Origin of the sequence: Nigerium sp. (assembly GCF_039811905.1) — a bacterium.
GTDB lineage: Bacteria > Actinomycetota > Actinomycetes > Propionibacteriales > Propionibacteriaceae > Propioniciclava.
Genome location: NZ_JBDHZL010000003.1, coordinates 86,736 through 110,226 on the forward strand (window position 1 = coordinate 86,736; position 23,491 = coordinate 110,226).

Here is a 23,491-nt window from a genome sequence, read left to right on the forward strand (position 1 = left end):
GCACCCTAACGATGCTAGGGGTGTGGGCGGGGGCGAGGACACCGCCCCCGCCGGGCGTCTCAGACACTTAGGGACGCCGCAACTCGTAGATCGCGACGGTTCCGTTGTCGTACCGCTTGTCGGCGAGCGTGTCGAGGCGCGGGGACACGGTCAGGCCCGGCAGCCGCTCGGCGACGAGCCACCGCACGCCCCGGCCGTACGCCTCGCCGAGGTTCTGCGGCGTCGGGTCGGCGAACAGCGACGCGTTGAAATCGTAGAGCGCCGGATCGGTGAAGCGCGTCCCGTCGAAGGCCGACGTGTAGCCCCACCCCTCCAGTAGAACGCGCCGCCCGGCCAGCCCGGAGATCCACCACCGACGCGCGAAGCACTCCAGCGACGGTGCGCTGTTCAGGCAGGGGGCGTTCGTCGCGACGAGGGTGTCGGACGCCGTGTTCTCCCGCAGCCACAGCGCCGCCTCCCCCTCGGGCAGGTTCGTGGGCAGGGTCGCCCCGGCGACCGGACGCGGTTCGACGGTGACCGTCGACGCGACGCCGCCGAACGAGGGCGCGAGCAGCAGGGCCACCGGGACGCCTGCGAGCGCGGCGCGGCCGCGTCGGGCGAGCACCCATGCGATGAGGGACACCACGCCCAGCACGACGGCGCCGACCCCGACCTGGAGCGCGAAGTCGCGACCGGCCGCCCACCAGGCGGCGCCGCCGCTGGGGCCGACGCGCCACCGGAGCACTGTGGCAACCGCGAGGCTCGCGAGGGCTACGCCGGCCCCCACGCCGAGGGCGACGCGCCGGGCGCCCCGGTCGTCGCCGACGACGCCGCTCGCCCACCAGGCCAGCAGGACGGCCGCGAACGGCACCGCCCCATACTGGAAGTAGTACTCGCTGTGCCCGCGGTGCCCCATGAGGAAGAACGGCGGCCACGCCGCGAAGACCGCCCCCGCGAACAGCCAGGCGGCGGGGTCGCGCCGGAGGCGTCCGTCGAAGAACGGCAGCAGGAAGGACAGTTGCCGGGCGAACCGCACCAGCACCGCCACCAGCAGGACGCCGAGCAGCACCAGCCCACCGCGTTCGCGGAACCCGGGCGGCAGGGGGGCGAGGAAGTCGTTGGGCCCGACGAGCACGCGGTAGGCGGGCAGCAGCGTGAGGCTGGCGAACGGCTGCAGCCGCGTCCCGTAGTTGCCGCCGGAGACCAGCGCGAGCGCGCCGAGCGTCAGGACGCCGGCCGAGGCGGTCAGGCCGAACGTGACCGCCCGGTTGCGCCTCAGAGCCAGGCAGGCCAGCCAGGCGGCGCCGACCCCACACGCGATCATGAGCATGATCGAGCTCTTGCTGCCCATCGTCAGGACGGCCAGCAGGCCGGCCACCACGGCCGTCCCCGCCCCGGCGGCCCGCCCGGAGCGCACGAGCGGCACCAGGACGCCCAGCAGCAGCGTGCTGATCGGCAACGAGTAGAGCTGCGTGGGGGAGACCGGCCGGAAGATGTCGTCGGCGCCCGTGTAGGCCGACCACCACGGGAAGGACGCGGCCGTCAGCGTCAGCCAGGCCGCCAGCGCGCCCGCGCCGGCCGACTTCGTCAGCTGCCGCGTCACGACTGCGGGCGCGAGCACGGCCAGCGCGATGATCGGCAGCGGCCACAGCCGCAGGAAGATCACGGTGTAGTCGACCCCCGAGACCAGGGACGCCGCGGCCAGGTGCGCGTGGACGAACCACGAGTACTTGATCGGGCCGGCGTCCGCCAACTGGGGCGTGAGTAGGGGGAAGGCGCGTTGCGCCTCGGCGATGAGGGACATGTGCCACGGCAGGTCGACGTAGTACGAGCGCCGGAAGGGCAGCAGGTCGTAGGCGGTCAGGTACGTGCGGTAGAGGCCCTGGAAGCCGATCGCGATGGCGGCGGCGGTCGCGATGGCCCAACCCGGGTGGGCGACGGACTCCGGCCTCTGCCGCAACCGCCGACGGGCGCCGGGGAAGGCGAGCACCAGCAGCGAGACCGCCGGCCATGCGATGAGCAGGTGCTGGGCGTGGGCCAGGGTGAACGCGGCCCAGGCGAACAACTCGAGGGCCAGGCCGGTCACCGCGCCGTACGTCAGGTCGGCCGCCCAGGTGCCCTGAGTGCCGCGCAGCCCCTTGTGGACCAGCGTTCCGGGTACGAGCACGGCCAGCAGCCAGTAGGCGCAGAACGCCGCGGTCGCCCCGGCGCCGGCCCCGGCCATGAGCGCGAGGGCGACGCCGTAGCCGGCGACGGCCAGCGCGGCGATCGGGCCGACCCAGCGGAGGAGGCGCCCGCCACCCGCCTGGTTGCGGGGCGGGGCGTCAGGGGCGGGGGCGGCTACCGGCATGGCGTCAGCGTAGGGGGATCCGCCCCGTCACCCGCGGAAGGCGCCGCTCAGGCGTCCACCTTCTTGGCGCGGTTGCGCTGCTTGGCGCGGTCCGCGGCGTCCAGGGTCACCTTGCGCATCCGGACGGCCGCCGGCGTCACTTCGAGGCACTCGTCGGAGCGGCAGAACTCGAGCGCCTGCTCGAGGCTGTGCAGCCGGGGCGGCACGAGCCGCTCCAGTTCCTCGCCCGTGGACGACCGGACGTTGGTGAGCTTCTTCTCCTTGGTCGGGTTGACGTCCATGTCGTCGGGGCGCGGGTTCTCGCCGACGATCATGCCCTCGTACACCTCGTCGCCGGGGGCGACGAACAGGACGCCGCGCTCCTGCAGGTTGAACAGCGCGTAAGCCGTCACGGCTCCCAGCCGGTCGGCGACGAGGGAGCCGGTCATCCGCGTCTTGATCTCGCCGGCCCACGGCTCGTAGCCCTCGTAGACGTGGTTCATGATGCCGGTGCCGCGCGTCTCGGTCAGGAACTCGGTACGGAAGCCGATCAGCCCGCGCGCCGGGATGACGAACTCCATGCGCACCCAGCCGGTGCCGTGGTTGATCATCTGCTCCATGCGGCCCTTGCGCGTGCCCATGAGCTGGGTGACCGTGCCGACGTGCTCCTCGGGGATGTCGACGGTCAGCCGCTCCACCGGCTCGTGCAGCTTGCCGTCGATCTGCTTCACCAGCACCTCGGGCTTGCCGACCGTCAGCTCGAACCCTTCGCGGCGCATCATCTCGACGAGCACGGCGAGCTGCAGTTCACCGCGACCCTGGACCTCCCACGTGTCGGGGCGCTCCGTCGGCTCGACCCGGATGGAGACGTTGCCGATCAGCTCGGCGTCCAGGCGGGCCTTCACCAGCCGGGCCGTGAGCTTCTTGCCGGCCTTGCCGGCCAGGGGAGACGTGTTGATGCCGATCGTCATCGAGATCGACGGCTCGTCGACGTGGATGAGCGGCAGCGGGCGCGGGTCGTCGGGATCGGCGAGGGTCTCGCCGATCGTGATGTCCGGGATGCCGGCGATCGCGACGATGTCGCCGGGGCCGGCGTGCTCGGCGGGGAGGCGCTCGAGCGCCTTGGTCATCAAGAGCTCGGACAGCTTCACGTTCTGCACGGAGCCGTCGCGCCGGATCCAGGCGACCGTCTGCCCGCGGTGCAGTTCGCCGGAGACGACGCGGCAGAGCGCGAGGCGGCCGAGGTACGGGGAGGAGTCGAGGTTCGTCACGTGCGCCTGCAGCGGTGCTCCCTCGGCGTAGGTCGGCGCCGGGATCGTGGTCATGATCGTCTCGAACAGGGGCTCGAGGTCGGGGGAGTCGGGCAGCCCGCCGTCGGCGGGCTGCTCCAGGGACGCCCGCCCCGCCTTCGCCGCGCAGTAGACGATGGGGAAGTCGAGCGCGTCGGCGGAATCGTCGTCCACGAGATCCATGAACAGGGCGTAGACCTCGTCGACGACCTCGCTGATGCGGGAGTCCGGGCGATCGACCTTGTTGATGACCACGATGATCGGCAGCTTCTTGGCCAGCGCCTTGCGCAGCACGAACCGGGTCTGGGGCAGCGGGCCCTCGGAGGCGTCCACGAGCAGCAGGACGCCGTCCACCATCTCCAGGCCGCGTTCGACCTCGCCGCCGAAGTCGGCGTGACCAGGGGTGTCGATGATGTTGATCGTCACGTGCTCGCCCGCGGGGGTCACCCGCTCGACGGCCGTGTTCTTCGCCAGGATCGTGATGCCCTTCTCGCGCTCCAGATCCATCGAGTCCATCACGCGCTTGTCGACGTCCTGGTTCTCCCGGAACGCGCCGGACTGCCACAGCATCGCGTCCACGAGCGTGGTCTTGCCGTGGTCGACGTGGGCGATGATGGCGACGTTGCGCAGGTCGGCGCGAGTGGGCATCGAGTCTCCAGAAGATTGACGAAAAAAGAAGGTGGACGCCGGCCCGCGCGATAGCCCGCGGCCGGCCGGCGGGGGCGTCCCGTTGATTCTATCCGGCCTCCGGGCATCCGCCACCGGGGTGGGCCCGGGGCTCGCGCGGAGGCGTCCGGCCTGACTTCCCACACGCGCGCGGACGCCGCTGGCGTCCACTTGGTGACCCGGCGTCCGGGCGGTTCGGTGGACGTCTTCCCAGGCCTCAGTCAGCCGGGCCCACATGGGTGCAGACGTCGGAGCGGCAGTCTCGCATCACGAGCGACATCGTCTCAAACCGAGGTGAATGTTCCCCCCGCCCTGCGGCGTCCCGGGCCCGGTGGAAGACTGGGCCCATGAGTCCACGAAAAATTGGTGTCACCGAGCTCGTCCTTCGAGACGCTCACCAAAGCCTCATGGCCACTCGCATGGCGCTCGAAGACATGGTCGACGCGTGTGAGGACATTGATCAGGCCGGCTACTGGAGCGTTGAGTGTTGGGGCGGAGCCACGTATGACGCGTGCATCCGCTTCCTGAATGAAGATCCGTGGGAGCGTCTGCGGACGTTCCGCAAGCTGCTGCCCAACAGCAAACTGCAGATGCTGCTGCGCGGCCAGAACCTGCTGGGCTACCGCCACTATGAAGACACGGTGGTCGACAAGTTCGTGGAGAAGTCCGCGGAGAACGGCATGGACGTGTTCCGCGTCTTCGACGCGCTGAACGACCCGCGCAACATGGCCCGCGCGATGGCGGCCGTGAAGAAGACCGGCAAGCATGCGCAGGGCACGATCTGCTACACGATCAGCCCGCTGCACACCGTCGAGGGCTACGTGCACCTGGCCGGGCAGCTGCTCGACATGGGCGCCGAGTCGATCGCCCTGAAAGACATGGCGGCCCTGCTCAAGCCGCAGCCCGCGTACGACATCATTCGCGGCATCAAGGAGACCTACGGCGAGGACACGCAGATCAACGTCCACTGCCACTCCACCACGGGCGTGACCCTCGTCACGCTGATGAAGGCCATTGAGGCCGGCGCGGACGTCGTGGACACCTCCATCAGTTCGATGTCGCTCGGCCCGGGCCACAACCCGACCGAATCGCTCGTCGAGATGCTCGAGGGCACGGAGTACACGACCGGCCTCGACATGGACCGGCTGATCAAGATCCGCGACCACTTCGCGACCATCCGCCCGAAGTACAAGGCCTTCGAGTCGGCCACCCTCGTGGACACCGACATCTTCAGCAGCCAGATCCCGGGCGGCATGCTCTCCAACATGGAGAGCCAGCTCAAGGCTCAGGGCGCGGGCGACCGCATCCGTGAGGTGATGGAGGAGGTGCCGATCGTCAAGAAGGACGCCGGCTACCCGCCGCTCGTCACCCCGTCGTCGCAGATCGTCGGCACGCAGGCCGTGTTCAACGTGCTGATGGGCCGCTACAAGGTCATGACCGGCGAGTTCGCCGACCTGATGCTCGGCTACTACGGCGAGTGCATCGGCGAGCGCGACCCCGAGGTCATCAAGCTGGCCGAGGCGCAGACGAAGAAGGAGCCGATCACGGAGCGTCCGGCCGATCTGCTCGACCCCGAGTGGGACAAGCTGGTCGCGGACGCCAAGGCGCTGCCCGGCTTCGACGGGACCGAGGAGGACGTCCTGACGAACGCGATGTTCCCCGGTGTCGCGCCCAAGTTCTTCGAGAACCGCGACGAAGGCCCGAAGAACGTCGGCAAGACCGCCGAGCAACTGGCTGCGGAGAAGGCGGCGGCCGACGGGTCGGCCAAGGCCGTCCGCGGCCCGATCAAGTACAACGTGTCGTTCAACGGGCGCTCGCACAGCGTCCAGGTTGAACCGGCCTGAGGACAGGAAACATGGCTAAGAAACTCACCATGAAGGATCGCCTGAAGACGCTCGAGGAGGCCCGCGCGAAGGTCGAGGCGGGCGGTGGCGAGAAGCGCATCGAGAAGCAGCACGCCAAGGGCAAGAAGTCCGCGCGTGAGCGCATCGAGGAGCTGCTCGACCCGGGCTCGTTCCAAGAGGTCGGCGCGTTCCGGCGCAACCGAACCACCAGCTTCGGCATGGACAAGGCGGACATGCCCGCCGACGGCGTCGTGACCGGGTCGGGTGCGGTGTTCGGGCGTGGCGTCAACATCGCCAGCCAGGACTTCACCGTGGCCGGCGGTTCCGCCGGCGAGACGCACTCGATCAAGGTGTCGGACGCCTTGGAGAACTCGCTGAAGACGGGCACCCCGTTCATCTTCATCAACGACTCCGGCGGCGCCCGCGTCCAGGAGGGCATCGACGCGCTGTCCGGCTACGGCAAGGTGTTCTACAGCAACGTCAAGCTGTCGGGTGCCGTCCCGCAGATCTCGATCATCGCCGGCCCGTGCGCCGGCGGCGCGGCCTACAGCCCGGCGCTGACCGACTTCATCATCCAGACCCGCCAGGCCCACATGTTCATCACGGGCCCCGGGGTCATCAAGCAGGTCACCGGTGAAGAGGTCACGCAGGACGCGCTGGGCGGCGCGGACGCGCAGATGGCGTCCGGCGTCGTCAGCTTCGTGGCCGACGACGACGAGCAGGCCATCCTGATCGCCCAGAAGCTGCTGAGCTTCCTGCCGCAGAACAACTCCGAGGACGCCCCGCTCGTCGATCCCGACGAGAACGTGGACCCGAACCCGGCGTTGCGCGACATCATCCCGGTCGAGGCGAACAAGGGCTACGACGTCCGCGACGTGATCCGGGGGATCGTCGACCGCGAGGACTTCCTCGAGGTGCAGGCCGGCTTCGCGCCGAGCCTGGTGGTCGGCTTCGGCCGCATCGTCGGGCGCACGGTCGGCTTCATCGCCAACAACCCGAGCGTCATGTCCGGCGTGCTCGACATCGACTCCTCCGACAAGGGCAGCAAGTTCATCCGCTTCTGCAACGCCTTCAACATCCCGGTCGTGAACCTCGTGGACGTCCCCGGCTTCCTGCCCGGCGTCGCCCAGGAGCACGGCGGCATCATCCGCCACGGCGCGAAGATGCTGTACGCGTACTCGGCGGCGACCGTCCCGAAGATCACGGTGGTCATGCGCAAGGCCTATGGCGGCGCGTACATCGCCATGTGCTCCAAGGACCTGGGTGCCGACAAGGTGTTCGCCTGGCCGACCGCCGAGATCGCGGTCATGGGGGCCGAGGGCGCAGCCGCGGTCGTGTTCAAGCGGGAGATCGACACCGCGGATGATCCGGCGGCCAAGCGCGAGGAACTGGTGGAGGAGTACCGCACCACGTTCAGCTCCCCGTACACGGCGGCCGCCCACGGCCTCGTCGACGACATCATCGATCCGGCGGACACCCGGCGTCAGGTCGCGACGGCCCTGGAGCTGCTCGCGACCAAGCGCGAGCTGCGGCCGTCCAAGAAGCACGGCCTCGGGCCGGCCTGATCGGAGGGACGATGTCGAACGAGCCAACCGTCGCCGAGTTGCAGGCGCTGGTCGCCGACCTGACGACGCGTCTGTCCGCGCTGGAGGGCCAGGTTTCCGAGTTGCGGAGCAACGAGGAGATCTCCGAGGACACCATGGTCGCCATCTCGGCGGCCGTGGCGGCCTTCCTCGGGCACAAGGCCAAGGTGCGCGCAGTCCGGCTGCATGGCAGCCGCGGCTGGGCCCAGGAGGGCCGCGAGCGCGTCCACGACCGCAGCGTGCCGCACGTCCGTTGATCCACAAGACAGGTAGGAAGCCATGAAACTGAAAGTGACCGTCAACGGGACGGCATACGCGATCGACGTGGAGGTCCAGGAGGAGGAGCGCCCCACGCTCGGCCCGATCGTCATCGGTGGGTCGGCCGCTCCGGCCGCCCCGACCACGGCCAAGATGCCGGGCGCCAGCTCCAACGCGGTGACCGCGCCGCTGGCAGGCTCGGTGGCGCGCATCCTGGTCGAGGAGGGCGCGTCCGTGGAAGCGGGCGACGTGCTGCTCGTCCTGGAGGCCATGAAGATGGAGACCGAGATCACCGCGCCGAAGGCCGGCAAGGTGGGCGCGATCCTGGTCGGCAAGGGCGACGCCGTCCAGGGCGGCCAGGGCCTGATCGAGATCGCCGAGTAGCGAGTCCGGCTGGCGGCGACCAGGCGCGAGGGGCGGACTTCGCACGGGTCTTCGGACCCGTGACGAACCACGCGCCGGACGCCGCACCAGCCGCGAAGCGGCCCGACCCCGGCGGGGTCGGGCCGCTTCGCTGCGTCCGGGATCGTGACGCGAGGACGCCGAACCCGGGGGGCGGCGTCCTGAGCCTTCTTGCGCGTGGAGGGGCGCTTCGTGCAGGGCCTCGGGGGTGGGTGGGCGTCCGGGTAGGTTGTTGCCCGTGAAGACCGGAGCAGACGCCCAAGCCCTGATCGCCGAGTTCGCCCCGCGGGCCCGCGCCGTCGTGTTCGACGTCGACGGCACGCTGACGGGCGCCGACAACGCGGTCACCCCCGGCAACATCACGGCCCTCCGGCGGCTGAACGAGGCCGGTCTCGTCGTGCTCGTCGTCACCGGGCGCATGCTGCATGCCGCAGCCCGCACCCTGCAGGAGGCGGGCGTCGAAGGCTACCTCGCGGCGTGCAACGGCGCGATCGTGGTCGACCTGAGCACCGGCGACCTGGTGCGTCGCGAGGCGCTGCCGGATGCCGACACGATCGCGCTGATCGAGTTCGCCGAGGCGAACGACGTCCCGTGCGTCCTGTTCACCGAGGACGCGATGTACATGGATCGGGTGGGCGAGGGCGACCCGACGCCGTGGGAGTTCATGAGGGAGACCAACGACATCGCCCCGCAGGTCGTCGACCTCGAGTTCGTCGAGCGGGGCGACGTGCTCAAGGGGATGATCACCGCCCCGCGCGCCCGCCTCGACGAGTTGATGCCAGGCCTGCTGGCCCGCGTGCCGCAGGCCGAACGCACCCTCGACGACTGGACGGAGGCGTGCTCCCCCGAGGCCGACAAGTGGGACGCCTTGCAGCTCATCCTCGGACGCCTCGGCATCGATCCCGCCGACGTCGCGGGGGCGGGCGACGGCGGGAACGACGCGAGCTGGCTCGGCCGGATCGGGCTGGGCGCTGCCATGGCGAACGGACGCCCCGAGGCCAAGGCCGTGGCCGCGATCGAGATTGGCCACCACCTCGATGACGGCGCGGCTCGCTTCGCCGACGCCCTCCTGGCGGGCCGGGGCGGCCTCCCGGCGGGGGACCTCCCGACGGGCGATGGGCCGGACGCCTCTAGCGTCCGCCGGGCGTCCGAACGAGAGTCTTAGCCCCGAAACACCTTGTGGTTCGCCGCCTGCGCCCGCGGACGAATCACCAGCCGGTCGATGTTCACGTGCGCCGGCCGCGTGGCGATCCACGCGATGGCGTCCGCGATGTCGTCGGCGACCAGCGGCTCCGGGACGCCCTCGTACACGGCGTCCGCGGCCGCCTGATCCCCGCCGAAGCGCACCAGCGAGAACTCCTCGGTCTTCACCATGCCCGGCGAGATCTCGCACACCCGCACCGGCCGCCCGCACAGCTCGAGCCGCAGCGCGCCCGCGAGCATCCGCTCGCCGGACTTCGCCGCGTTGTAACCGGCCCCGCCCTCGTAGGCGGCCTCGGCCGCCGTCGACGTCACGAACACGACGGTGCCCTCCGCGGCCTCCAGCGCCGGCAGGAGGGCCTTCGTGACCCGCCCCGTGCCGAGCACGTTGGTCTCGTACATCGTGCGCCAGGCGTCCAGGTCGGCGTCCTCGAACGGCTCCTGCCCGACGGCGCCGCCCGCGTTGTTCACCAGCAGATCGAGCCGCCCGCCGACGCGGCCGGCCAGGGCGGCCACGCTCGCGTCGTCGGTGACGTCGCATTCGACCGCCTCGCCGCCGATCTCCTCCGTCAGCTCCTGAAGGCGATCGAGGCGCCGCGCGGCGGCGATCACGCGATACCCCTCGGACGCCAACCGGCGCGCGGACGCCGCCCCGATGCCGCTGCTCGCTCCCGTTACCACTGCCACAAGCTCAGTCATGACTCGATTCTTGCAGGTTCGAATTCGCACTGCCGCTGCCGGGGCGGTGCCGATAGGCTCGGCGCATGACGTACAAGCTGATCCTGCTCCGCCACGGCGAGAGTGAGTGGAACCAGAAGAACTTGTTCACCGGCTGGGTGGACGTCGACATCAACGAGAAGGGCGTCGCCGAGGCCAAGAAGGGCGGCGAACTGCTCAAGTCGGAGGGTCTGCTGCCCGACAAGCTGCACACGTCGCTGCTGCGCCGGGCCATCCACACGGCCTACCTGGCGCTGGACAACTGCGATCGGCACTGGATTCCGGTGGAGCGCAGTTGGCGCCTCAACGAGCGGCATTACGGCGGGTTGCAGGGCCTGAACAAGGCCGACACCCTCGAGAAGTACGGGCAGGAGCAGTTCATGCTCTGGCGTCGCAGCTACGACACCCCGCCGCCCGTGCTGGAGAAGGATGGGGAGTACAGCCAGTTCAACGACCCGCGCTACGCCGACATCCCCGAGGGCGAGCGCCCGCAGACCGAGTGCCTGAAGGACGTCGTCGCGCGCATGCTTCCGTACTGGGAGAGCGACATCAAGCCCGACCTGGCCGAGGGCAAGACCGTGCTGGTGACCGCGCACGGCAACTCGCTGCGCGCGCTGGTGAAGCACCTCGACGGCATCAGCGACGACGACATCGCGGGCCTGAACATCCCGACCGGCATCCCGCTGTACTACGAGCTCGACGACGACTTCCAGCCCGTCACCAAGGGTGGCCGCTACCTCGATCCGGAGGCCGCGAAGGCGTCCATCGAGGCCGTGAAGAACCAGGGCAAGAAGAAGTAGCCACCGGCCCAGCACGCGCCCGCGGCGTCCGATCTTGGACGCCGCGGGCGCTCGCTTGTCGGCTCAACGCACCTGCGTGGTCCGGCGGAACCGGTCGTGGCCCAGGGTGAAGGACGCCGCGGTGATCGTCTCGTTCAGTTCGCGGCTCTCCAGCTCGTGCTTCCCGACCCGGACGAGCACCTGCTGGTGCGGCTTGATGACCAGGTAGTACGCGTCGTGGTTGTTGACGGCGTCCGTGGTCCCGAAGAGGCCGAACGGGGTGTCGATCGCGAGGGCGCTGAGCCACTCGACCACGTTTTGCTTCCGCGTCGTCTCCAGGACGCGGCTGAGGGCCCAGACCTCGCTCGCGTCCGGGTAGGCGTCGAGCACGGCGGCGTGCGCGCGCGACCCGACGAGCTTGCCGCGGATCCGGTGCGGCGCGTATGAGGCGAGGTCGATGGGCTGGCGCAGGGTCGTGGCCGTGGGGGAGTCCGGCGAGGTGTCGACGAGCAGGTAGTCGACGCTCACGTCGAACAGGCGCGCCATGGCCTTGAGGTTCTCGACGTCGGGCAGGCCCCCGCCGTTCTCCCATTTGGTGACTGCCTGGCGGCTCACCGAAAGCCTGTCGGCGAGCTGGGACTGGGAGAGCCCGGCGCGCTGGCGGGCGGAGCGGATGCGGGCGGCGGTGGTTTCCACGGTGAACCTTTCGTGAGGCGGTACGAGCAACGTACGGCGAACGAACGCGGCGTCCACCTCGGTGAGGGGACGCCGCGGGTTGCCTCGGCGCTACTCTGCGTTGCCTCGGCTCTGGCCAGGGGTTATGCGATGGTCCAGTTCTCGCCCTCGGGGTGGAGGCCGGTCACGATGTAGATGACGCGGGAGCCCAGCAGCACCGCGTGGTCGGCGATGCGCTCGTAGTAGCGGCCCAGCAGCGCGCAGTCGACGGCCGCCTCGACGCCGTGGGGCCACGTGTCGTTCAGCAGTTCGCGGAACTGCATGGTGCGCAGTTCGTCGATCTCCTCGTCGTGCTCGGCCATCTTCTCGGCGTCGAGCACGTTCTGGTCGCGGAGGGTGCGGCCGGCGGTGGCGACCATCTCTTCGGCGAGCTGCGACATGCGCTGGAAGTTGGGGGTCATCGAGTCCGGCACCGCGACGTTCGGGTACCGCATGCGGGCGATCTTGGCGATGTGGGCGGCGAGGTCGCCCATGCGGGCGAGGTCGGCGACCATGCGCAGCGCGGCGACGAGCGTGCGCAGCTCGCCGGCGACGGGCGACTGGCGGGCCAGCAGGCCGAAGCAGCGGGTCTCCAGGTCGTCGTGGAGCGAGTCGAGGTGCGAGTCGTCGGAGATGACCTGCTCGGCGGCCGGCAGGTCGGCGTCCAGGAGGGCTTTGGTCGCCAGGCCCACCGCCGACCGGACGCGTTCGGTCATGTCGACCAGATCGTTGCTGACCGAGGTCAACGCCTCGTGGTAGCTAGCGCGCATAAGGATTCCTTCGAGTCGGGGTCAGCCGCCGCCGACAGGGGGCTGCCGGCGACCGCTCGACATTATCCGTCACCGGACGGTCGCGGCGAACCCCCATCCCGCCCGTGCGGTGAACGTTACGTGAACGCTCGGGGTGGCTCCACTGTCAGCGCCCGCCCGCGTGCTGCCGGCGTCCGGAACGCCCCTATGATCGCTCTTGTGAGCCCCGTGATCGCATCCGGTTTGGGCGCCGTCGTGGGGGCCCTCGTCGCCCTGCTGGTCCTCACCCTCGTGCGGAGACGCCGCACCCCGCCGCCCCCGGAGGTCCCTGATTTTCCGGTGGCCGACCTCGTCTCGATCCTGGACGCGGTGCGCGCCGGGGCCACGCTGCTCGGCCCCCACGACGACATCGTGTGCGCCAACGAGACCGCGGAGAAGATGGGGGTCGTCCGAGGCACCCGTGTCGTGATCCCGGCGCTGCTGGATCTGGTGCGCGACGTGCGCCGCGACGGGGAGATGGCGTCGGTGAACCTCGACCTCAAAAAGGGGCGCGGTCGCACCGCCACGGGCGCGCAACTGTCCGTGCGCGTGCTGCCCCTGTCGCTCGGCCGCGTGTTCGTCGTCGCCGACGACCGGGCCCAGGCCCTGCGCATGCGCGAGTCGAGCCGCAACTTCATGTCGAACGCCACGCACGAGCTGAAGACGCCGGTCGGGGCCATCTCGCTGCTGGCCGAGGCGGCCCGGGAGGCGGCGGACGACCCCGAGGCCGTCGGCCGGTTCACCGGCAAGATCATGGCCGAGAGTCAGCGCCTTACCGACCTCATCAGCCAGATCATCACGCTGTCGAAGCTGCAGGGCGAAAGCCCGCTGGCCGCCGCCGAGCCGGTCGAGGTCAACCAGTTCGTCTCGCTCGCGCTCGACCGCTGCCGTCAGCTGGCGGACGCCCGCGACGTCAGCCTCACCTCCAGCCTCCAGGAGGGGCTGTGGGTGCTCGGTGACCCCGGGCAACTCGTCACCGCGGTGTCGAATCTCGTCACGAACGGGATCGCCTACTCGGACGCCCGCGGGCGCGTCGTCGTGAGCACCCGGACGTCGATGGTCGACGGGGTCGAGCACGTCGACGTCGCCGTCTCCGACAACGGCATCGGCATCGCGCCCGAGGACCAGGCGCGCATCTTCGAGCGCTTCTACCGGGCCGACTACGCGCGCAGCCGCGAGACGGGCGGAACGGGGCTCGGGCTGTCGATCGTCAGCGAGGTCGCCGAGGGGCACGGCGGCACCGTCACCGTGTGGAGCAGGCTCGGCAGCGGCTCCACCTTCACGCTCAGGCTGCCGTCCGTGGCCGCGCCCGACACCGAACCGGAGGAAGATCAATGACCGTCGTCCTGATCATCGAGGATGAGGAGTCGTACCGTGACGCCCTCAGCTACATGCTCACGAAGGAAGGATTCGAGGTGGTGGCCGCGTCCGACGGCGAGGCGGGCCTGGCCGAGTTCGAGCGCCACGGCGCCGACATCGTGCTGCTGGACGTGATGATGCCCGGCCTGTCCGGCACCGAGGTCTGCCGCCGCCTCCGCCAGCGCAGCTCGGTGCCGATCATCATGGTGACGGCCCGCGACTCCGAGATCGACAAGGTCGTGGGGCTAGAGCTCGGGGCCGACGACTACGTGACGAAGCCGTTCAGCCACCGCGAGTTGGCCGCCCGCATCCGGGCGGTCCTGCGGCGTGGCAGCGACAGCGACCTGATGCCGGACGTGATCGAGGCGGGCCGCGTCCGGATGGACGTCGAGCGGCACGAGGTCTGGGTCGACGGCGAGCCGGTGCGTCTCGCCCTGAAGGAGTTCGAACTGCTCGAGATGTTGCTGCGCAACTCGGGGCGCGTCATGACGCGCGGCCAGCTGATCGACCGCATCTGGGGCGCCGACTACGTGGGGGACACCAAGACCCTCGACGTCCACGTCAAGCGCCTGCGCGCCAAGATCGAGCCTGACCCGGCGAACCCGGTGGCGCTCGTCACCGTCCGCGGGCTCGGGTACAAGTTCGACGCCTGACGGGGTTCGTGGACTGCCCCGGTCCGCCCCGGGCCGACCGTTAGACTCCAACCCCGTGACGGACAACATCGTTGTGTTCTCGGGGCACGCACACCGGTCTTTCGCCCACGAGTTGTGCGACATCCTCGGGGTCGAGCTCAGCCCCTCCCGCCTCACCCGGTTCAGCAACGACTGCATGCAGGTGCAGTTGCGCGCGAACTGCCGGCAGAAGGACGTCTACATCGTCCAGCCGCTCGTCCCGCCCACGCAGGAGAACCTCATGGAACTCCTGATGATGGTGGACGCCGCCCGCGGCGCGTCGGCCGCGCACGTCAACGTCGTGATGCCGCACTACGCCTACGCGCGGTCGGACAAGAAGGACGCGCCCCGCATCTCCCTGGGCGGACGCCTCGTGGCCGACCTCCTGTCGGCCGCCGGGGCGACGCGGGTCGTGACGATGGCGCTGCACGCCGAACAGGTGCACGGGTTCTTCTCGGTGCCGGTCGATCACCTCACGGCCCTCCCCGTGATCGCCTCGCACTTCAAGAGCCTCGACCTGTCGAACGCGGTCGTCGTGTCGCCCGACTTCGGCAACGCGAAGCAGGCCAACAACTTCGCGCGCATGCTCGGGGTGGGGGTGGCCGCCGGCTCCAAGCGTCGCCAGGCGGACGACAAGGTCGTGATCGACACGGTCGTCGGCGACGTCGCCGGCAAGGACGCGATCCTGCTCGACGACGAGATCGCGACCGCCGGGTCGATCGTCACCCTCATCGAGAAGCTGCGCGACCTCGAGGTGAAGTCCCTGTCGGTCGCCTGCACCCACGGGCTGTTCACGGGCCAAGCGGTGGAGCGCCTGAACGCCCTCGACTGCGTCCAGGAGGTCGTGACGACCAACACCGTCCCCCAGGACAAGCCGATCGACCACCTGACCGTCTTGTCGGTCGCCCCGCTGTTCGGCGAGGCGATCCGCCGCATCCACGACGGCGAGTCGGTCAGCGTCCTGTTCTCCGACATCGACACCTACGGCGAGTAGGGCCTCAGGCCCCCGACACGACGAAACGCCGCGGGTCACCCGCGGCGTTTCGTGGCGTTCGGACGCCCGCTACGGCGTCGTCGTGGGGCTCGGGGACGCGGTCGGCGAGGCGGTCCCCGTCGGGGAGGACGCCGGCGTCGGCGAGCCGGTCGGCAGCGGCGTGACAGACGAGAAGATCGGATCGGCGGCGTCCGCCACCGGCACCTGGATCGTTCGCGACGACCCGTTGGCGAACGTCAGCGACAACTCGGCGGTGAGCCCGGGCTTGAGGTCGCCGCCCGACACGGCGATGGGGGCGACGCCGGGGCCCGTCAGCACGACCATGCGGCCGGCGGGCAGGTCGACGTTCACGGCGCCGACGGTGAGCGCGCCCGCGCGCGTGCCGTCGTCCTTCAGCGCGGTGCCGGCGACGCCGGTGAGGCGGTCGTTCGTCTGCTGCGATACCAGGGACGCCGACAGCCGGCCCTGGCCCGAGGCGTCCGCGATGATGAGCAGGTTGCGCACCTTGAGGAAGTCGTCGTCGATGTTCACGCCGTTCGCCGGGGTGTACGACTGCAGCGTCTGCGCGTTCATGCCGCAGCCGCCCAGCGTGAGGGCGACCAGGGCGAGCAGCGCGGCTGACATCGCACGGAAGCTGCGCGTGGGGCGGGAGGAACGGGGCATGGGGGCTCCTGACTGGGCGGAACACGAGGCTGGCGTCAGGATAACGAACGCGGGGCGTCCGCGGCAGAGGTTGGGCCGTCAGGCGTCCGGAGGTTGGCAAGTTGCCAAGTCAAGTGTTGTTTTCCCACCCCAGGCGTAGTCTTCAATCGGGCGCGATCGTGCCCGCGACCCGCCCCGATCAGACGTTTCGCCCCTTGTCAAGACCCCAATGTGCCTCTGGCTAGTGGATTCAGGTTTCCTTCAGGGGAAAGCCCGTGATACCCTGGATGGCAGGGAAGGGGTCACACATATGACTTTTACTGTCGGCGAAACCGTTGTCTACCCCAATCATGGGGCGGCCGTCATCGAAGACATCGAAACCCGCACCATCAAAGGGGAGGAACGCCTCTACCTCGTGTTGAGAATCGTCGGGCAGAACGACCTGGTGGTCCGTGTTCCCGCGTGCAACCTCGACCTGGTGGGCGTCCGTGATGTCGTCGACGCCGACGGCCTCGAGCGTGTTTTCAACGTCCTGCGTGCGCCCCATACCGAAGAGCCCACGAACTGGTCCCGCCGCTACAAGGCCAACCTCGAGAAGCTGCACTCCGGCAACGTGCTGAAGGTCGCCGAGGTCGTGCGCGATCTGTGGCGCCGCGAGCGTGAGCGTGGCCTGTCGGCCGGCGAGAAGCGCATGCTGGCGAAGGCCCGGCAGATCCTGGTCTCCGAGATCGCCCTCGCCGAAAAGGTGGAGGAGGGTCGTGCGGAAGTCATGCTCGATGAGGTCCTCGCGTCCTAGTCTGGCCTGATGCCTGACAACAACTCATCCGAACCGGTCGTCGCCATGGTGGTGGCGGCCGGTTCCGGCGTTCGCCTCGGGGGCGAGACGCCGAAAGCGCTCCGCACCGTCGCGGGCGTCCCGCTGGTCACCCGCTCGGTCCGTCAGTTGGCCGCCGGCGGCTGCACCCACGCGATCGTCGTCATCGCGCCCCGCACTGAAGAGGCGTTCAGGGCGGCCCTGGCCGACGCGCCCGTCCCGGTGACGTTCGTCGAAGGCGGCCACCGCCGGCAGGATTCGGTGCTGAACGGGCTGGTCGCGCTCGCGGAGGTCGAGGGGCTGGAGCACGCGCAGATCGTCCTCGTGCACGACGCCGCGCGGGCGCTTGTGCCCGTCGAGGTGGTCGCCCGGGTGGTGGACGCGGTGGCCGCCGGGGCGGTGGCCGTCACGCCGGTCGTCCCGGTCGTGGACACGATCCGGCAGCTCAACGAGGTCGGCTCTGCCGCCATCGACCGGTCGTTGCTGCGGGCCGTGCAGACGCCGCAGGGCTTCGACCGCGAGACCCTCATCGAGGCGCACCGGCTCGTCGCCGATCATCAACTCGACGTCACCGACGACATCGCCGCCTGCGAGTTCGCCGGCGAGGTCGCCACGCTCGTGGAGGGCGACGTCTCCGCGCTGAAGATCACGACCCCGCTCGACCTCGTCGTCGCCGAGGCGCTCGTGTCCGGCGTCGAGGCGTGAGCGTCCGGGTCGGGGTGGGCACCGACGTCCACCGGCTGGCCGACGGCGTCCCGATGCGGGTGGCCGGGCTGCATTTTCCCGACGAGCCGCAGGGCCTGGCCGGCCATTCGGACGGCGACGTGGCCGCGCACGCGGCCTGCGACGCGCTGTTCTCGGCGTCCGGGCTGGGTGATATGGGCTCCAACTTCGGCACGAGCGACCCCGCCTGGGCGGGCGCCAGCGGCGTGGCGTTCGTCCGGGAATGCGCCCGGCGCGTCCGGGCGGCCGGGTTCGAGATCGGCAACGTGGGCGTCCAGGTGATCGGCAACCGGCCGCGGATGGCGGCGCGGCGTGCCGAGGCCGAAGGCGTCCTGACGGAGGCGCTGGGGGCACCGGTCTCGGTGTCGGCGACCACGACCGACGGGCTCGGCCTCACCGGCCGGGGTGAGGGTGTGGCCGCCATCGCGACGGCGCTGGTGATCGGGCCGCAGGAGGCGGGCGAGGAGCGGCCTGCGGGCGGCGTCCGCGGGTGAGCGTGGCCGCCGGCCGCGCTCTCAGCGCACGGAGGACGCCGGGGCGACCCACGTGTTGCAGACGCCCACCTGGCTGCTGCCCAGGCCGGTGGTGAACCAGCCCTGCCGCGAGCGGCCCAGGCCGTGGCCCTCGTCGATGCCGGGGTTGCCGCTGAGCACGTCATCGCCGATGTTGTAGGCGAGTTGGCGAAGCTGCTCGAGGTTGGCCTCGCCCAGGTTCTGCGACTGCGCGACCGACCGGACGTATTGCGCGCTCAGGCAGTCGGCCTGCGTCTCCGCGCGGCGCGACATCTGGCGCGCCTCGCTCGCCGACGCCCGCTGCTCCAGCGCCTTGTCGGAGATCAGGATGCCGGTGCGCGCCTGGACGGCGTGCCCGAACTCGTGGGCGATGATCGTCTCGGCCGCGTACGGCGTCTGCTGCACCGACGTCGGGAAGGCGCGCAGCAGCGGCTGCGCGTAATAGACGCGCTGGTCGCCCGCGCAGTAGGCGGCGTTGACCTCTTTCATGACGCCGCACGCCGTCCGGATGGGCTGGTCGTAGACGTAAACCGGCGGACGCGGCAACTGGAAGCCGGCGGACGTGACCGGCGGCTCCCACACGGTCATGAGGCAACCCATGAGGTCGTTGAGGTGGGTCTGCAGCTGCGAGCGGGACGCCGTGCGCGGGTCGATGCGCGCCATCTGGCAGTTCGTCGGCACGGGCACCGACTGGTCGTAGACCGGGTTGGCCGTGAGCAGGTTGCGGGCCTCGCCGACCGTCGACGGTGCGGGCAGCTCGGGCGGGTTCATGTCGGGAGGCGGCGGCTGGTAGCCCTCGTTGATGTAGCCCCCCTCGGCCGGCTGGCCGGGGGTGTCGGGCTGCTGCCCGGACTGCTCCCCGGCCGCGGAGACGAACCCGCGCAGCACCGAGAGCACGACCATGAGCGCGACGACGAACAGGGCGAGCCGGACGAGCGTGCCGAAGAAGCCGCGGCGGCGCGGCGGGCGCCGGTTCGGGAAACCCCCCTGCGGCGGCGCCGGCGGCCAGGCCGCCGGCGGCTGGCTCCAGCGTTGACCGGACGGTGCGCCCCATGGCCCGCTGGGGGACGCCTGGGGCCAGCCGGTGCGCCGTGCCGGCGCATTTCCCCACGGTTGCTGGCTCACGCGGACCACCTTAGTGCGATAGGTTCACCGCGTGACACCCGTAGCCAGGAGAGCCCTCGGCCGCCTCGCGGCGATGGCGTTGCTCGCGCTCGCCGCCATGGTGGGGCTGACCGCCCCGCTCGCGCATGCCTCCGACGAGGTGGCGTCGTACGTGGTTCAGGCCGATATCGCGGCCGACGGCGTCCTGACCGTGAACGCGACGATCACGCCCGACCGGGCCGGCGCCGAGCTGCGGCAGCGGTTCGCGACGTCGGTCACGACGGCCCGCGACCTGCGGTACCAGTTCACGATCGGGGACGTGCGCGCGACGGTCGGCGGGCGTCCGGCGCAGGCGCAGGTGACGACCGACGGCGACTACCAGGTGGTGACCGTCCCGCTCAGCGGCGACGAGCCGGTCGGGCTCAGCTACACGGTGCGCGGCGCCGCGATCGACAACGGCGACGGCACGACCACGGTGGCCTGGCGGCTGTTGCAGGGGCTGAACCTGCCGGTCCGCACGTTCGACGCGACCGTGAAGGTGCCCGGCCTGTTCACCATGATCGACTGCCGGGCCGGGTCGCCGGCCGCGCCGGGCGTGTGCGCGGACTTCTCCGGCGGCGTCCACGGGCAGCAGGATCCGGTGTTCCACGACGGGCCCCGCGGCGTCGGGGAGGTCGTGCAGGTCGTCCTGCGGTTCAGCGACCGCGTCGTCGCGCCGAACGCGCAGGTCTCACGCGTGTGGACGCTCGACCACGCGTTCTCGGCCGGGCCGCTGCCGCTGGGCGTCGCCCTCGGCGTCGGGCTGCTCGGGCTCGCGGCGTTCGCCCTGCTGCACCGCACCTTCGGCCGCGACGGCGGGCCCGTCGCGGCGTCCCCGACGATGGTGGGGGGCTTCCGTCCGGTGGGCGAGGGGCAGAGCGAGTTCGCGATGGACGCCGACATCCGGCCCGGCCAGGTGGGCACGCTGGTCGACGAGCGCGTCGACCCGGTCGACGTGACCGCGACGGTGCTGGATCTGGCCGTCCGCGGGCACCTGCTCATCACCGAGCTGCCGCGCGCCGGGGCGTTCAAGCCCACCGAGTGGACGCTGACGAGGCGCGACGGACGGGACGCGCTGCGTTCGTACGAGGCACGCCTGCTGGACGCGCTGGGCGCGGACGGCGGTGACGGGGCCCGGCCCGTGGTGCTCTCGCAGGCGCTGCCGGCGCTCGCGGAGGCGTCCGGGGAGGTCCAGGACGAGCTCTACGCCGACGTCGTGCGGCACGGGTGGTTCGCGGTGCGTCCGGACTCGACGCGCACCAAGTGGGTGCGGCTCGGCTGGCTCGCGATCGCGGTGGCCGTGGTGGCGGCCGGGCTGCTGATCGCGTTCACCGAGTTCGGGCTGCTGGGGCTCGTGCTCGTGGCGCTGGCGGTGGGCGTCGGGTTCGTCGGGCAGGCCATGCCCGCGCGGACGATCAAGGGGGCGTCCGTGCTGCAGGGGCTCGGCGTCCTGCGGGGCCAGCTGCTGACCCAGCCGACCGACCAGATGCCGCGGGGCCGCGAGTACCAGGAGCTCTCCGAGGTGCTGCCGTACGCGGTGGTGCTGGGCGGCGTGGACCGCTGGCTCGACGGGCTGGCGGCGACGGACACCGACGGCGTCCCCGACCCGACCGACCTCGACTGGTACCACGGACCCGACGACTGGCAGCTCGCCGATCTGCCCGATTCGCTGCGCAACTTCGTTCAGACCACCGAGGGCGGCCTGCTGAAGCGCTGAGCGTGCGCGTTTCTACCTGACGTTCTCCACCCTATTTGGGGGACTTTGTCACACACCCCCGGACGCCGTGCGCGCACCCCGCCCCCCGGACGCCCGCCCCAGCATTCCCAGCACCCACGCCGCCAGCCCGGCGACGAGCATGCTGCCGAGGGTGGACCCGAGCCAAGCAGGCGCCACGAACCCCACGGACGCCGCGGCCGCCGCCCAGGCGTCCGACCAGCCGGGCACGCTGCCCGGGTAGATGAGCTGGTACGCCAGGAAGCCCAGCGCCCAGGCGAGCGCGGGCGCCCAGCGGAAGGGGGCGTCCGAACCGAGGTTCCAGCGGCCGCGCGACACCGCGAAGAAGTCCACGACCGAGACCACCGCCAGCGGGACGAACGCCGACCCGATCAGGTACAGGAACCCCTCGTAGCCGCTGAAGTCCAGCACGCCGGCCAGCACCGTCGCCAGGACGCCCACCGCGACCGACACGACGCGCCGGTCCAGCATCGGGGCCAGGTTATGCAGGGAGACCGTCGTCGAGTACACGTTCGCGAACGCCTGGTCGAGCTCGTCGGCGAGCAGCAGCGTGATCGCGACGGCCCCGGCGGGCAGGGCCATGAGCGCGCCGATCAGGTGCGTCCCGGACAGGTCGCCGGCCAGGTGCCCGAGCGCCAGGACGCCGAGCGCGTAATAGACGAAGATCGCGACGCCATACCCCACGGACGCGCCGCCGAACGCCCCGCGCGCCGACGTCGCATGGCGCGAGTAGTCGGCGGCCAGCGGGCAGAACGAGATGACCTGGGCGGCCGCCAGGTCGACCGCGGGCCAGAAGCCGATCACGCCCGACTGGTCCAGCGGGTGCGCCGGCTGCGCCAGGACGGTCACGAGCAGGTAGGCCGAGCAGGCGAGCACGAGCCAGAGCATCACGGTCCGCAGCAGCCGGACGCTTCCGAGCGGCCTGATCGCCATCAGCGTGCAGGCGGCGCCGGCGACGATCACGAACGGCCATCGCCACTGAGTCCCCAGGACGCCGGCCGCCGCCGACGAGATCACGATGATCTCCATCGTCGCCCAGCCGATGTTCTGCGCGAGGTTCAGCAGCGTCGGCACGATCGACGCCCGGTAGCCCAGCAGCCCCCGCAGGGTCACCATCGCCGGCGCCCCGAGCCGCGCGCCGATCCCGGCGCACCCGCCGAGCAGCACCGCCCCGATCGCCGCGCCGACCGCGCAGGCCAGCAGGCCCTCCGCGACCGTCCCGACGGACGCCGCCACCAGCGCGCCGGTGAGCGGCCCGAACAGCGTGACGCCGAAGCTGCCCCACAGGCCGAGCTGGGCCCACGGGCCCTCGGTGCGCGGCGGTTCGGTCGTCAGGGTGAGGGGCGCCTCCGGACGCGCGCCAGCCCGCGAGCTCGCCTCCGGCACCGTCACCACCACCCGTGGAAGTGGTGCACCGGTCCGGCGCCGGCGCCGATGTCGAGGCGGTCCGCCTCGGCGAGGGCGGCGGTCAGCCAGTCCTTCGCGTCGCGGACCGCCGTGATCCAGTCCGGACGCCGCGGCCGCAGGGCCGCGATCGCCGAGCTGAGCGAGCAGCCGGTCCCGTGGGTGTTCGTCGTGTCGACCCGCTCGGCGTGCAGCCAGGCGACCGAGCCGTCGGCGTCCACGAAGACGTCGTTCGCCTCGTACGACGCCCCGTGCCCGCCCTTCACGAGGACGCGCTCGCAGCCGAGCGCCCTGATCCGGACGGCCTGGTCGGCCGCCGCGTCGGCGTCCGGCGCGACGGGCTCGTCGAGCAGCGCGGCCGCCTCCGGCAGGTTCGGCGTCACGAGCGACGCCCGCCCGAGGACGCCCTTGAGCGACTCGATCGCGTCCTCGTCCAGCAGGCGCGCCCCGGACGTCGCGACCATCACCGGGTCGACGACGATCGGCAGCCCCGGACGCCGCTCGCGCAGAGTGTCGAGGCCGCGGGCCACGGCGTCCGCGAGGTCGGCCGTGGCGAGCATGCCTACTTTCACCGCGTCGATCCGGACGTCCGCGTTCACGGCGTCCAACTGCGCCAGCACGAAGTCGGGCGGGATCGGCAGCACCCCCGACACCCCGGTGGTGTTCTGGGCCGTCAGCGCCACGATGACGCTCATGCCGTAGGCGCCCAGGGCCGAGAACGTCTTGAGGTCGGCCTGGATGCCGGCCCCCCCGGACGAATCGCTGGTCGCGATGGTCAGCGCGACCGGGGGAGGGCCGCCCAGAGCGGTGGAACGGGTCGGAACCATGATGTCTCCCTTCGCCGGCATGATCCGGACAGGTTCGACGGTCGACGCCCGCTCGGCGCCCTCTCAGCCCACAGTTCGGTGGACTCCCGTGAGTCGGTCTGGCCCGACCCTACTCCAGC

The 23,491-nt window shown here is 71.0% G+C and carries 22 protein-coding genes and 1 riboswitch; of the genes, 13 read left to right on the forward strand and 9 right to left on the reverse strand.

Translation table 11 applies throughout. The annotated features are described in order from the left end of the window. Window positions 1–67 precede the first annotated feature (67 nt). Window positions 68–2,329: a hypothetical protein gene (locus tag WMJ97_RS01715; RefSeq protein WP_347347224.1), complete on the reverse strand. Its 2,262-nt coding sequence runs from the start codon at window positions 2,327–2,329 to the stop codon at window positions 68–70. A 47-nt stretch (window positions 2,330–2,376) separates the two neighbouring features. Continuing rightward, window positions 2,377–4,245, reverse strand: a complete 1,869-nt coding sequence (gene typA, locus WMJ97_RS01720; protein WP_347347225.1) for a translational GTPase TypA — start codon at window positions 4,243–4,245, stop codon at window positions 2,377–2,379. Between the two features lie 365 nt (window positions 4,246–4,610). Here typA and WMJ97_RS01725 point away from each other — a divergent pair, with 365 nt between their 5' ends. From WMJ97_RS01725 to WMJ97_RS01745, 5 genes are all read left to right on the forward strand, one after another. Beyond that, window positions 4,611–6,107, forward strand: coding sequence for a methylmalonyl-CoA carboxytransferase subunit 5S (locus WMJ97_RS01725; RefSeq protein WP_347347226.1), 1,497 nt, complete (start codon window positions 4,611–4,613; stop codon window positions 6,105–6,107). An 11-nt stretch (window positions 6,108–6,118) separates the two neighbouring features. Continuing rightward, on the forward strand, window positions 6,119–7,672 hold the full coding sequence (locus WMJ97_RS01730; protein ID WP_347347227.1) for an acyl-CoA carboxylase subunit beta: 1,554 nt from the start codon (window positions 6,119–6,121) through the stop codon (window positions 7,670–7,672). Between the two features lie 11 nt (window positions 7,673–7,683). Further along, window positions 7,684–7,947 (forward strand): hypothetical protein, encoded by a 264-nt coding sequence (locus WMJ97_RS01735; RefSeq protein WP_347347228.1) that lies wholly within the window; start codon window positions 7,684–7,686, stop codon window positions 7,945–7,947. A 22-nt stretch (window positions 7,948–7,969) separates the two neighbouring features. Then, a complete protein-coding gene (locus tag WMJ97_RS01740; RefSeq protein WP_347347229.1) occupies window positions 7,970–8,332 on the forward strand; it encodes a biotin/lipoyl-containing protein in 363 nt (120 codons plus the stop codon). A gap of 256 nt (window positions 8,333–8,588) precedes the next feature. Further along, on the forward strand, window positions 8,589–9,515 hold the full coding sequence (locus WMJ97_RS01745) for an HAD family hydrolase (RefSeq protein WP_347347230.1): 927 nt from the start codon (window positions 8,589–8,591) through the stop codon (window positions 9,513–9,515). Here WMJ97_RS01745 and WMJ97_RS01750 read toward each other — a convergent pair. Continuing rightward, window positions 9,512–10,249, reverse strand: coding sequence for an SDR family oxidoreductase (locus WMJ97_RS01750; protein ID WP_347347231.1), 738 nt, complete (start codon window positions 10,247–10,249; stop codon window positions 9,512–9,514). The genes WMJ97_RS01745 and WMJ97_RS01750 overlap by 4 nt on opposite strands. Before the next feature lie 65 nt (window positions 10,250–10,314). On the opposite strand from WMJ97_RS01750, the gene WMJ97_RS01755 reads away from it, so the two are divergent. Next, complete coding sequence (locus WMJ97_RS01755) at window positions 10,315–11,067, forward strand: phosphoglyceromutase (protein ID WP_347347232.1); 753 nt, start codon at window positions 10,315–10,317, stop codon at window positions 11,065–11,067. A 63-nt stretch (window positions 11,068–11,130) separates the two neighbouring features. Here the strand turns inward: WMJ97_RS01755 and WMJ97_RS01760 are convergent, their stop codons facing one another. Both WMJ97_RS01760 and phoU read right to left on the reverse strand, forming a co-directional pair. Further along, window positions 11,131–11,742 (reverse strand): helix-turn-helix transcriptional regulator, encoded by a 612-nt coding sequence (locus tag WMJ97_RS01760; protein WP_347347233.1) that lies wholly within the window; start codon window positions 11,740–11,742, stop codon window positions 11,131–11,133. A 122-nt stretch (window positions 11,743–11,864) separates the two neighbouring features. Continuing rightward, a complete protein-coding gene (gene phoU / locus WMJ97_RS01765; protein ID WP_347347234.1) occupies window positions 11,865–12,530 on the reverse strand; it encodes a phosphate signaling complex protein PhoU in 666 nt (221 codons plus the stop codon). Between the two features lie 198 nt (window positions 12,531–12,728). Here phoU and WMJ97_RS01770 point away from each other — a divergent pair, with 198 nt between their 5' ends. The 3 genes from WMJ97_RS01770 to WMJ97_RS01780 are packed head-to-tail and all read left to right on the forward strand — an operon-like array spanning window position 12,729 to window position 15,572. Then, on the forward strand, window positions 12,729–13,886 hold the full coding sequence (locus WMJ97_RS01770) for a HAMP domain-containing sensor histidine kinase (RefSeq protein ID WP_347347235.1): 1,158 nt from the start codon (window positions 12,729–12,731) through the stop codon (window positions 13,884–13,886). Beyond that, entirely contained in the window at window positions 13,883–14,560 is a 678-nt protein-coding gene (locus tag WMJ97_RS01775; protein ID WP_347347236.1) for a response regulator transcription factor, read from the forward strand. The genes WMJ97_RS01770 and WMJ97_RS01775 overlap by 4 nt, the downstream gene beginning before the upstream one ends. Window positions 14,561–14,615: 55 nt before the next feature. Next, window positions 14,616–15,572 (forward strand): ribose-phosphate pyrophosphokinase, encoded by a 957-nt coding sequence (locus tag WMJ97_RS01780; RefSeq protein ID WP_347347237.1) that lies wholly within the window; start codon window positions 14,616–14,618, stop codon window positions 15,570–15,572. A gap of 69 nt (window positions 15,573–15,641) precedes the next feature. On the opposite strand, the gene WMJ97_RS01785 is transcribed toward WMJ97_RS01780, so the two are convergent. Continuing rightward, window positions 15,642–16,196 (reverse strand): hypothetical protein, encoded by a 555-nt coding sequence (locus WMJ97_RS01785; protein WP_347347238.1) that lies wholly within the window; start codon window positions 16,194–16,196, stop codon window positions 15,642–15,644. Between the two features lie 328 nt (window positions 16,197–16,524). Between WMJ97_RS01785 and WMJ97_RS01790 the strand changes: the two genes are divergently transcribed. The 3 genes from WMJ97_RS01790 to ispF are packed head-to-tail and all read left to right on the forward strand — an operon-like array spanning window position 16,525 to window position 18,245. Then, on the forward strand, window positions 16,525–17,010 hold the full coding sequence (locus WMJ97_RS01790; RefSeq protein ID WP_347347239.1) for a CarD family transcriptional regulator: 486 nt from the start codon (window positions 16,525–16,527) through the stop codon (window positions 17,008–17,010). Window positions 17,011–17,019: 9 nt separating this feature from the next. Beyond that, window positions 17,020–17,733 carry a 2-C-methyl-D-erythritol 4-phosphate cytidylyltransferase gene (gene ispD / locus WMJ97_RS01795; RefSeq protein ID WP_347347240.1) on the forward strand — a complete coding sequence of 238 codons (714 nt, stop codon included), beginning with the start codon at window positions 17,020–17,022 and terminating at the stop codon, window positions 17,731–17,733. Beyond that, window positions 17,730–18,245, forward strand: a complete 516-nt coding sequence (gene ispF / locus WMJ97_RS01800) for a 2-C-methyl-D-erythritol 2,4-cyclodiphosphate synthase (protein ID WP_347347241.1) — start codon at window positions 17,730–17,732, stop codon at window positions 18,243–18,245. The genes ispD and ispF overlap by 4 nt, the downstream gene beginning before the upstream one ends. 21 nt (window positions 18,246–18,266) lie before the next feature. On the opposite strand, the gene WMJ97_RS01805 is transcribed toward ispF, so the two are convergent. Continuing rightward, window positions 18,267–19,388 carry a neutral zinc metallopeptidase gene (locus WMJ97_RS01805; RefSeq protein WP_347347242.1) on the reverse strand — a complete coding sequence of 374 codons (1,122 nt, stop codon included), beginning with the start codon at window positions 19,386–19,388 and terminating at the stop codon, window positions 18,267–18,269. A 31-nt stretch (window positions 19,389–19,419) separates the two neighbouring features. Here WMJ97_RS01805 and WMJ97_RS01810 point away from each other — a divergent pair, with 31 nt between their 5' ends. Further along, on the forward strand, window positions 19,420–21,123 hold the full coding sequence (locus WMJ97_RS01810) for a DUF2207 domain-containing protein (RefSeq protein WP_347347243.1): 1,704 nt from the start codon (window positions 19,420–19,422) through the stop codon (window positions 21,121–21,123). 48 nt (window positions 21,124–21,171) lie between these two features. Here the strand turns inward: WMJ97_RS01810 and WMJ97_RS01815 are convergent, their stop codons facing one another. Continuing rightward, a complete protein-coding gene (locus WMJ97_RS01815; protein WP_347347244.1) occupies window positions 21,172–22,539 on the reverse strand; it encodes a cytosine permease in 1,368 nt (455 codons plus the stop codon). Continuing rightward, window positions 22,530–23,372, reverse strand: coding sequence for a bifunctional hydroxymethylpyrimidine kinase/phosphomethylpyrimidine kinase (thiD, locus tag WMJ97_RS01820; protein WP_347347245.1), 843 nt, complete (start codon window positions 23,370–23,372; stop codon window positions 22,530–22,532). The genes WMJ97_RS01815 and thiD overlap by 10 nt, the downstream gene beginning before the upstream one ends. Further along, window positions 23,362–23,472, reverse strand: a riboswitch (TPP riboswitch). (Overlaps the previous gene by 11 nt.) Between the last annotated feature and the right edge of the window lie 19 nt (window positions 23,473–23,491).

Coding starts and splice junctions, on each gene's coding strand:
- WMJ97_RS01785 (WP_347347238.1), bottom strand. CDS start 16,196: ATGTCAGCCGCGCTGCTCGCCCTGGTCGCCCTCACGCTGGGCGGCTGC.
- phoU (WP_347347234.1), bottom strand. CDS start 12,530: ATGCGCGCTAGCTACCACGAGGCGTTGACCTCGGTCAGCAACGATCTG.
- WMJ97_RS01740 (WP_347347229.1), top strand. CDS start 7,970: ATGAAACTGAAAGTGACCGTCAACGGGACGGCATACGCGATCGACGTG.
- WMJ97_RS01790 (WP_347347239.1), top strand. CDS start 16,525: ATGACTTTTACTGTCGGCGAAACCGTTGTCTACCCCAATCATGGGGCG.
- thiD (WP_347347245.1), bottom strand. CDS start 23,372: ATGGTTCCGACCCGTTCCACCGCTCTGGGCGGCCCTCCCCCGGTCGCG.
- WMJ97_RS01775 (WP_347347236.1), top strand. CDS start 13,883: ATGACCGTCGTCCTGATCATCGAGGATGAGGAGTCGTACCGTGACGCC.
- WMJ97_RS01755 (WP_347347232.1), top strand. CDS start 10,315: ATGACGTACAAGCTGATCCTGCTCCGCCACGGCGAGAGTGAGTGGAAC.
- WMJ97_RS01725 (WP_347347226.1), top strand. CDS start 4,611: ATGAGTCCACGAAAAATTGGTGTCACCGAGCTCGTCCTTCGAGACGCT.
- WMJ97_RS01730 (WP_347347227.1), top strand. CDS start 6,119: ATGGCTAAGAAACTCACCATGAAGGATCGCCTGAAGACGCTCGAGGAG.
- WMJ97_RS01715 (WP_347347224.1), bottom strand. CDS start 2,329: ATGCCGGTAGCCGCCCCCGCCCCTGACGCCCCGCCCCGCAACCAGGCG.
- WMJ97_RS01735 (WP_347347228.1), top strand. CDS start 7,684: ATGTCGAACGAGCCAACCGTCGCCGAGTTGCAGGCGCTGGTCGCCGAC.
- ispD (WP_347347240.1), top strand. CDS start 17,020: ATGCCTGACAACAACTCATCCGAACCGGTCGTCGCCATGGTGGTGGCG.
- WMJ97_RS01750 (WP_347347231.1), bottom strand. CDS start 10,249: ATGACTGAGCTTGTGGCAGTGGTAACGGGAGCGAGCAGCGGCATCGGG.
- typA (WP_347347225.1), bottom strand. CDS start 4,245: ATGCCCACTCGCGCCGACCTGCGCAACGTCGCCATCATCGCCCACGTC.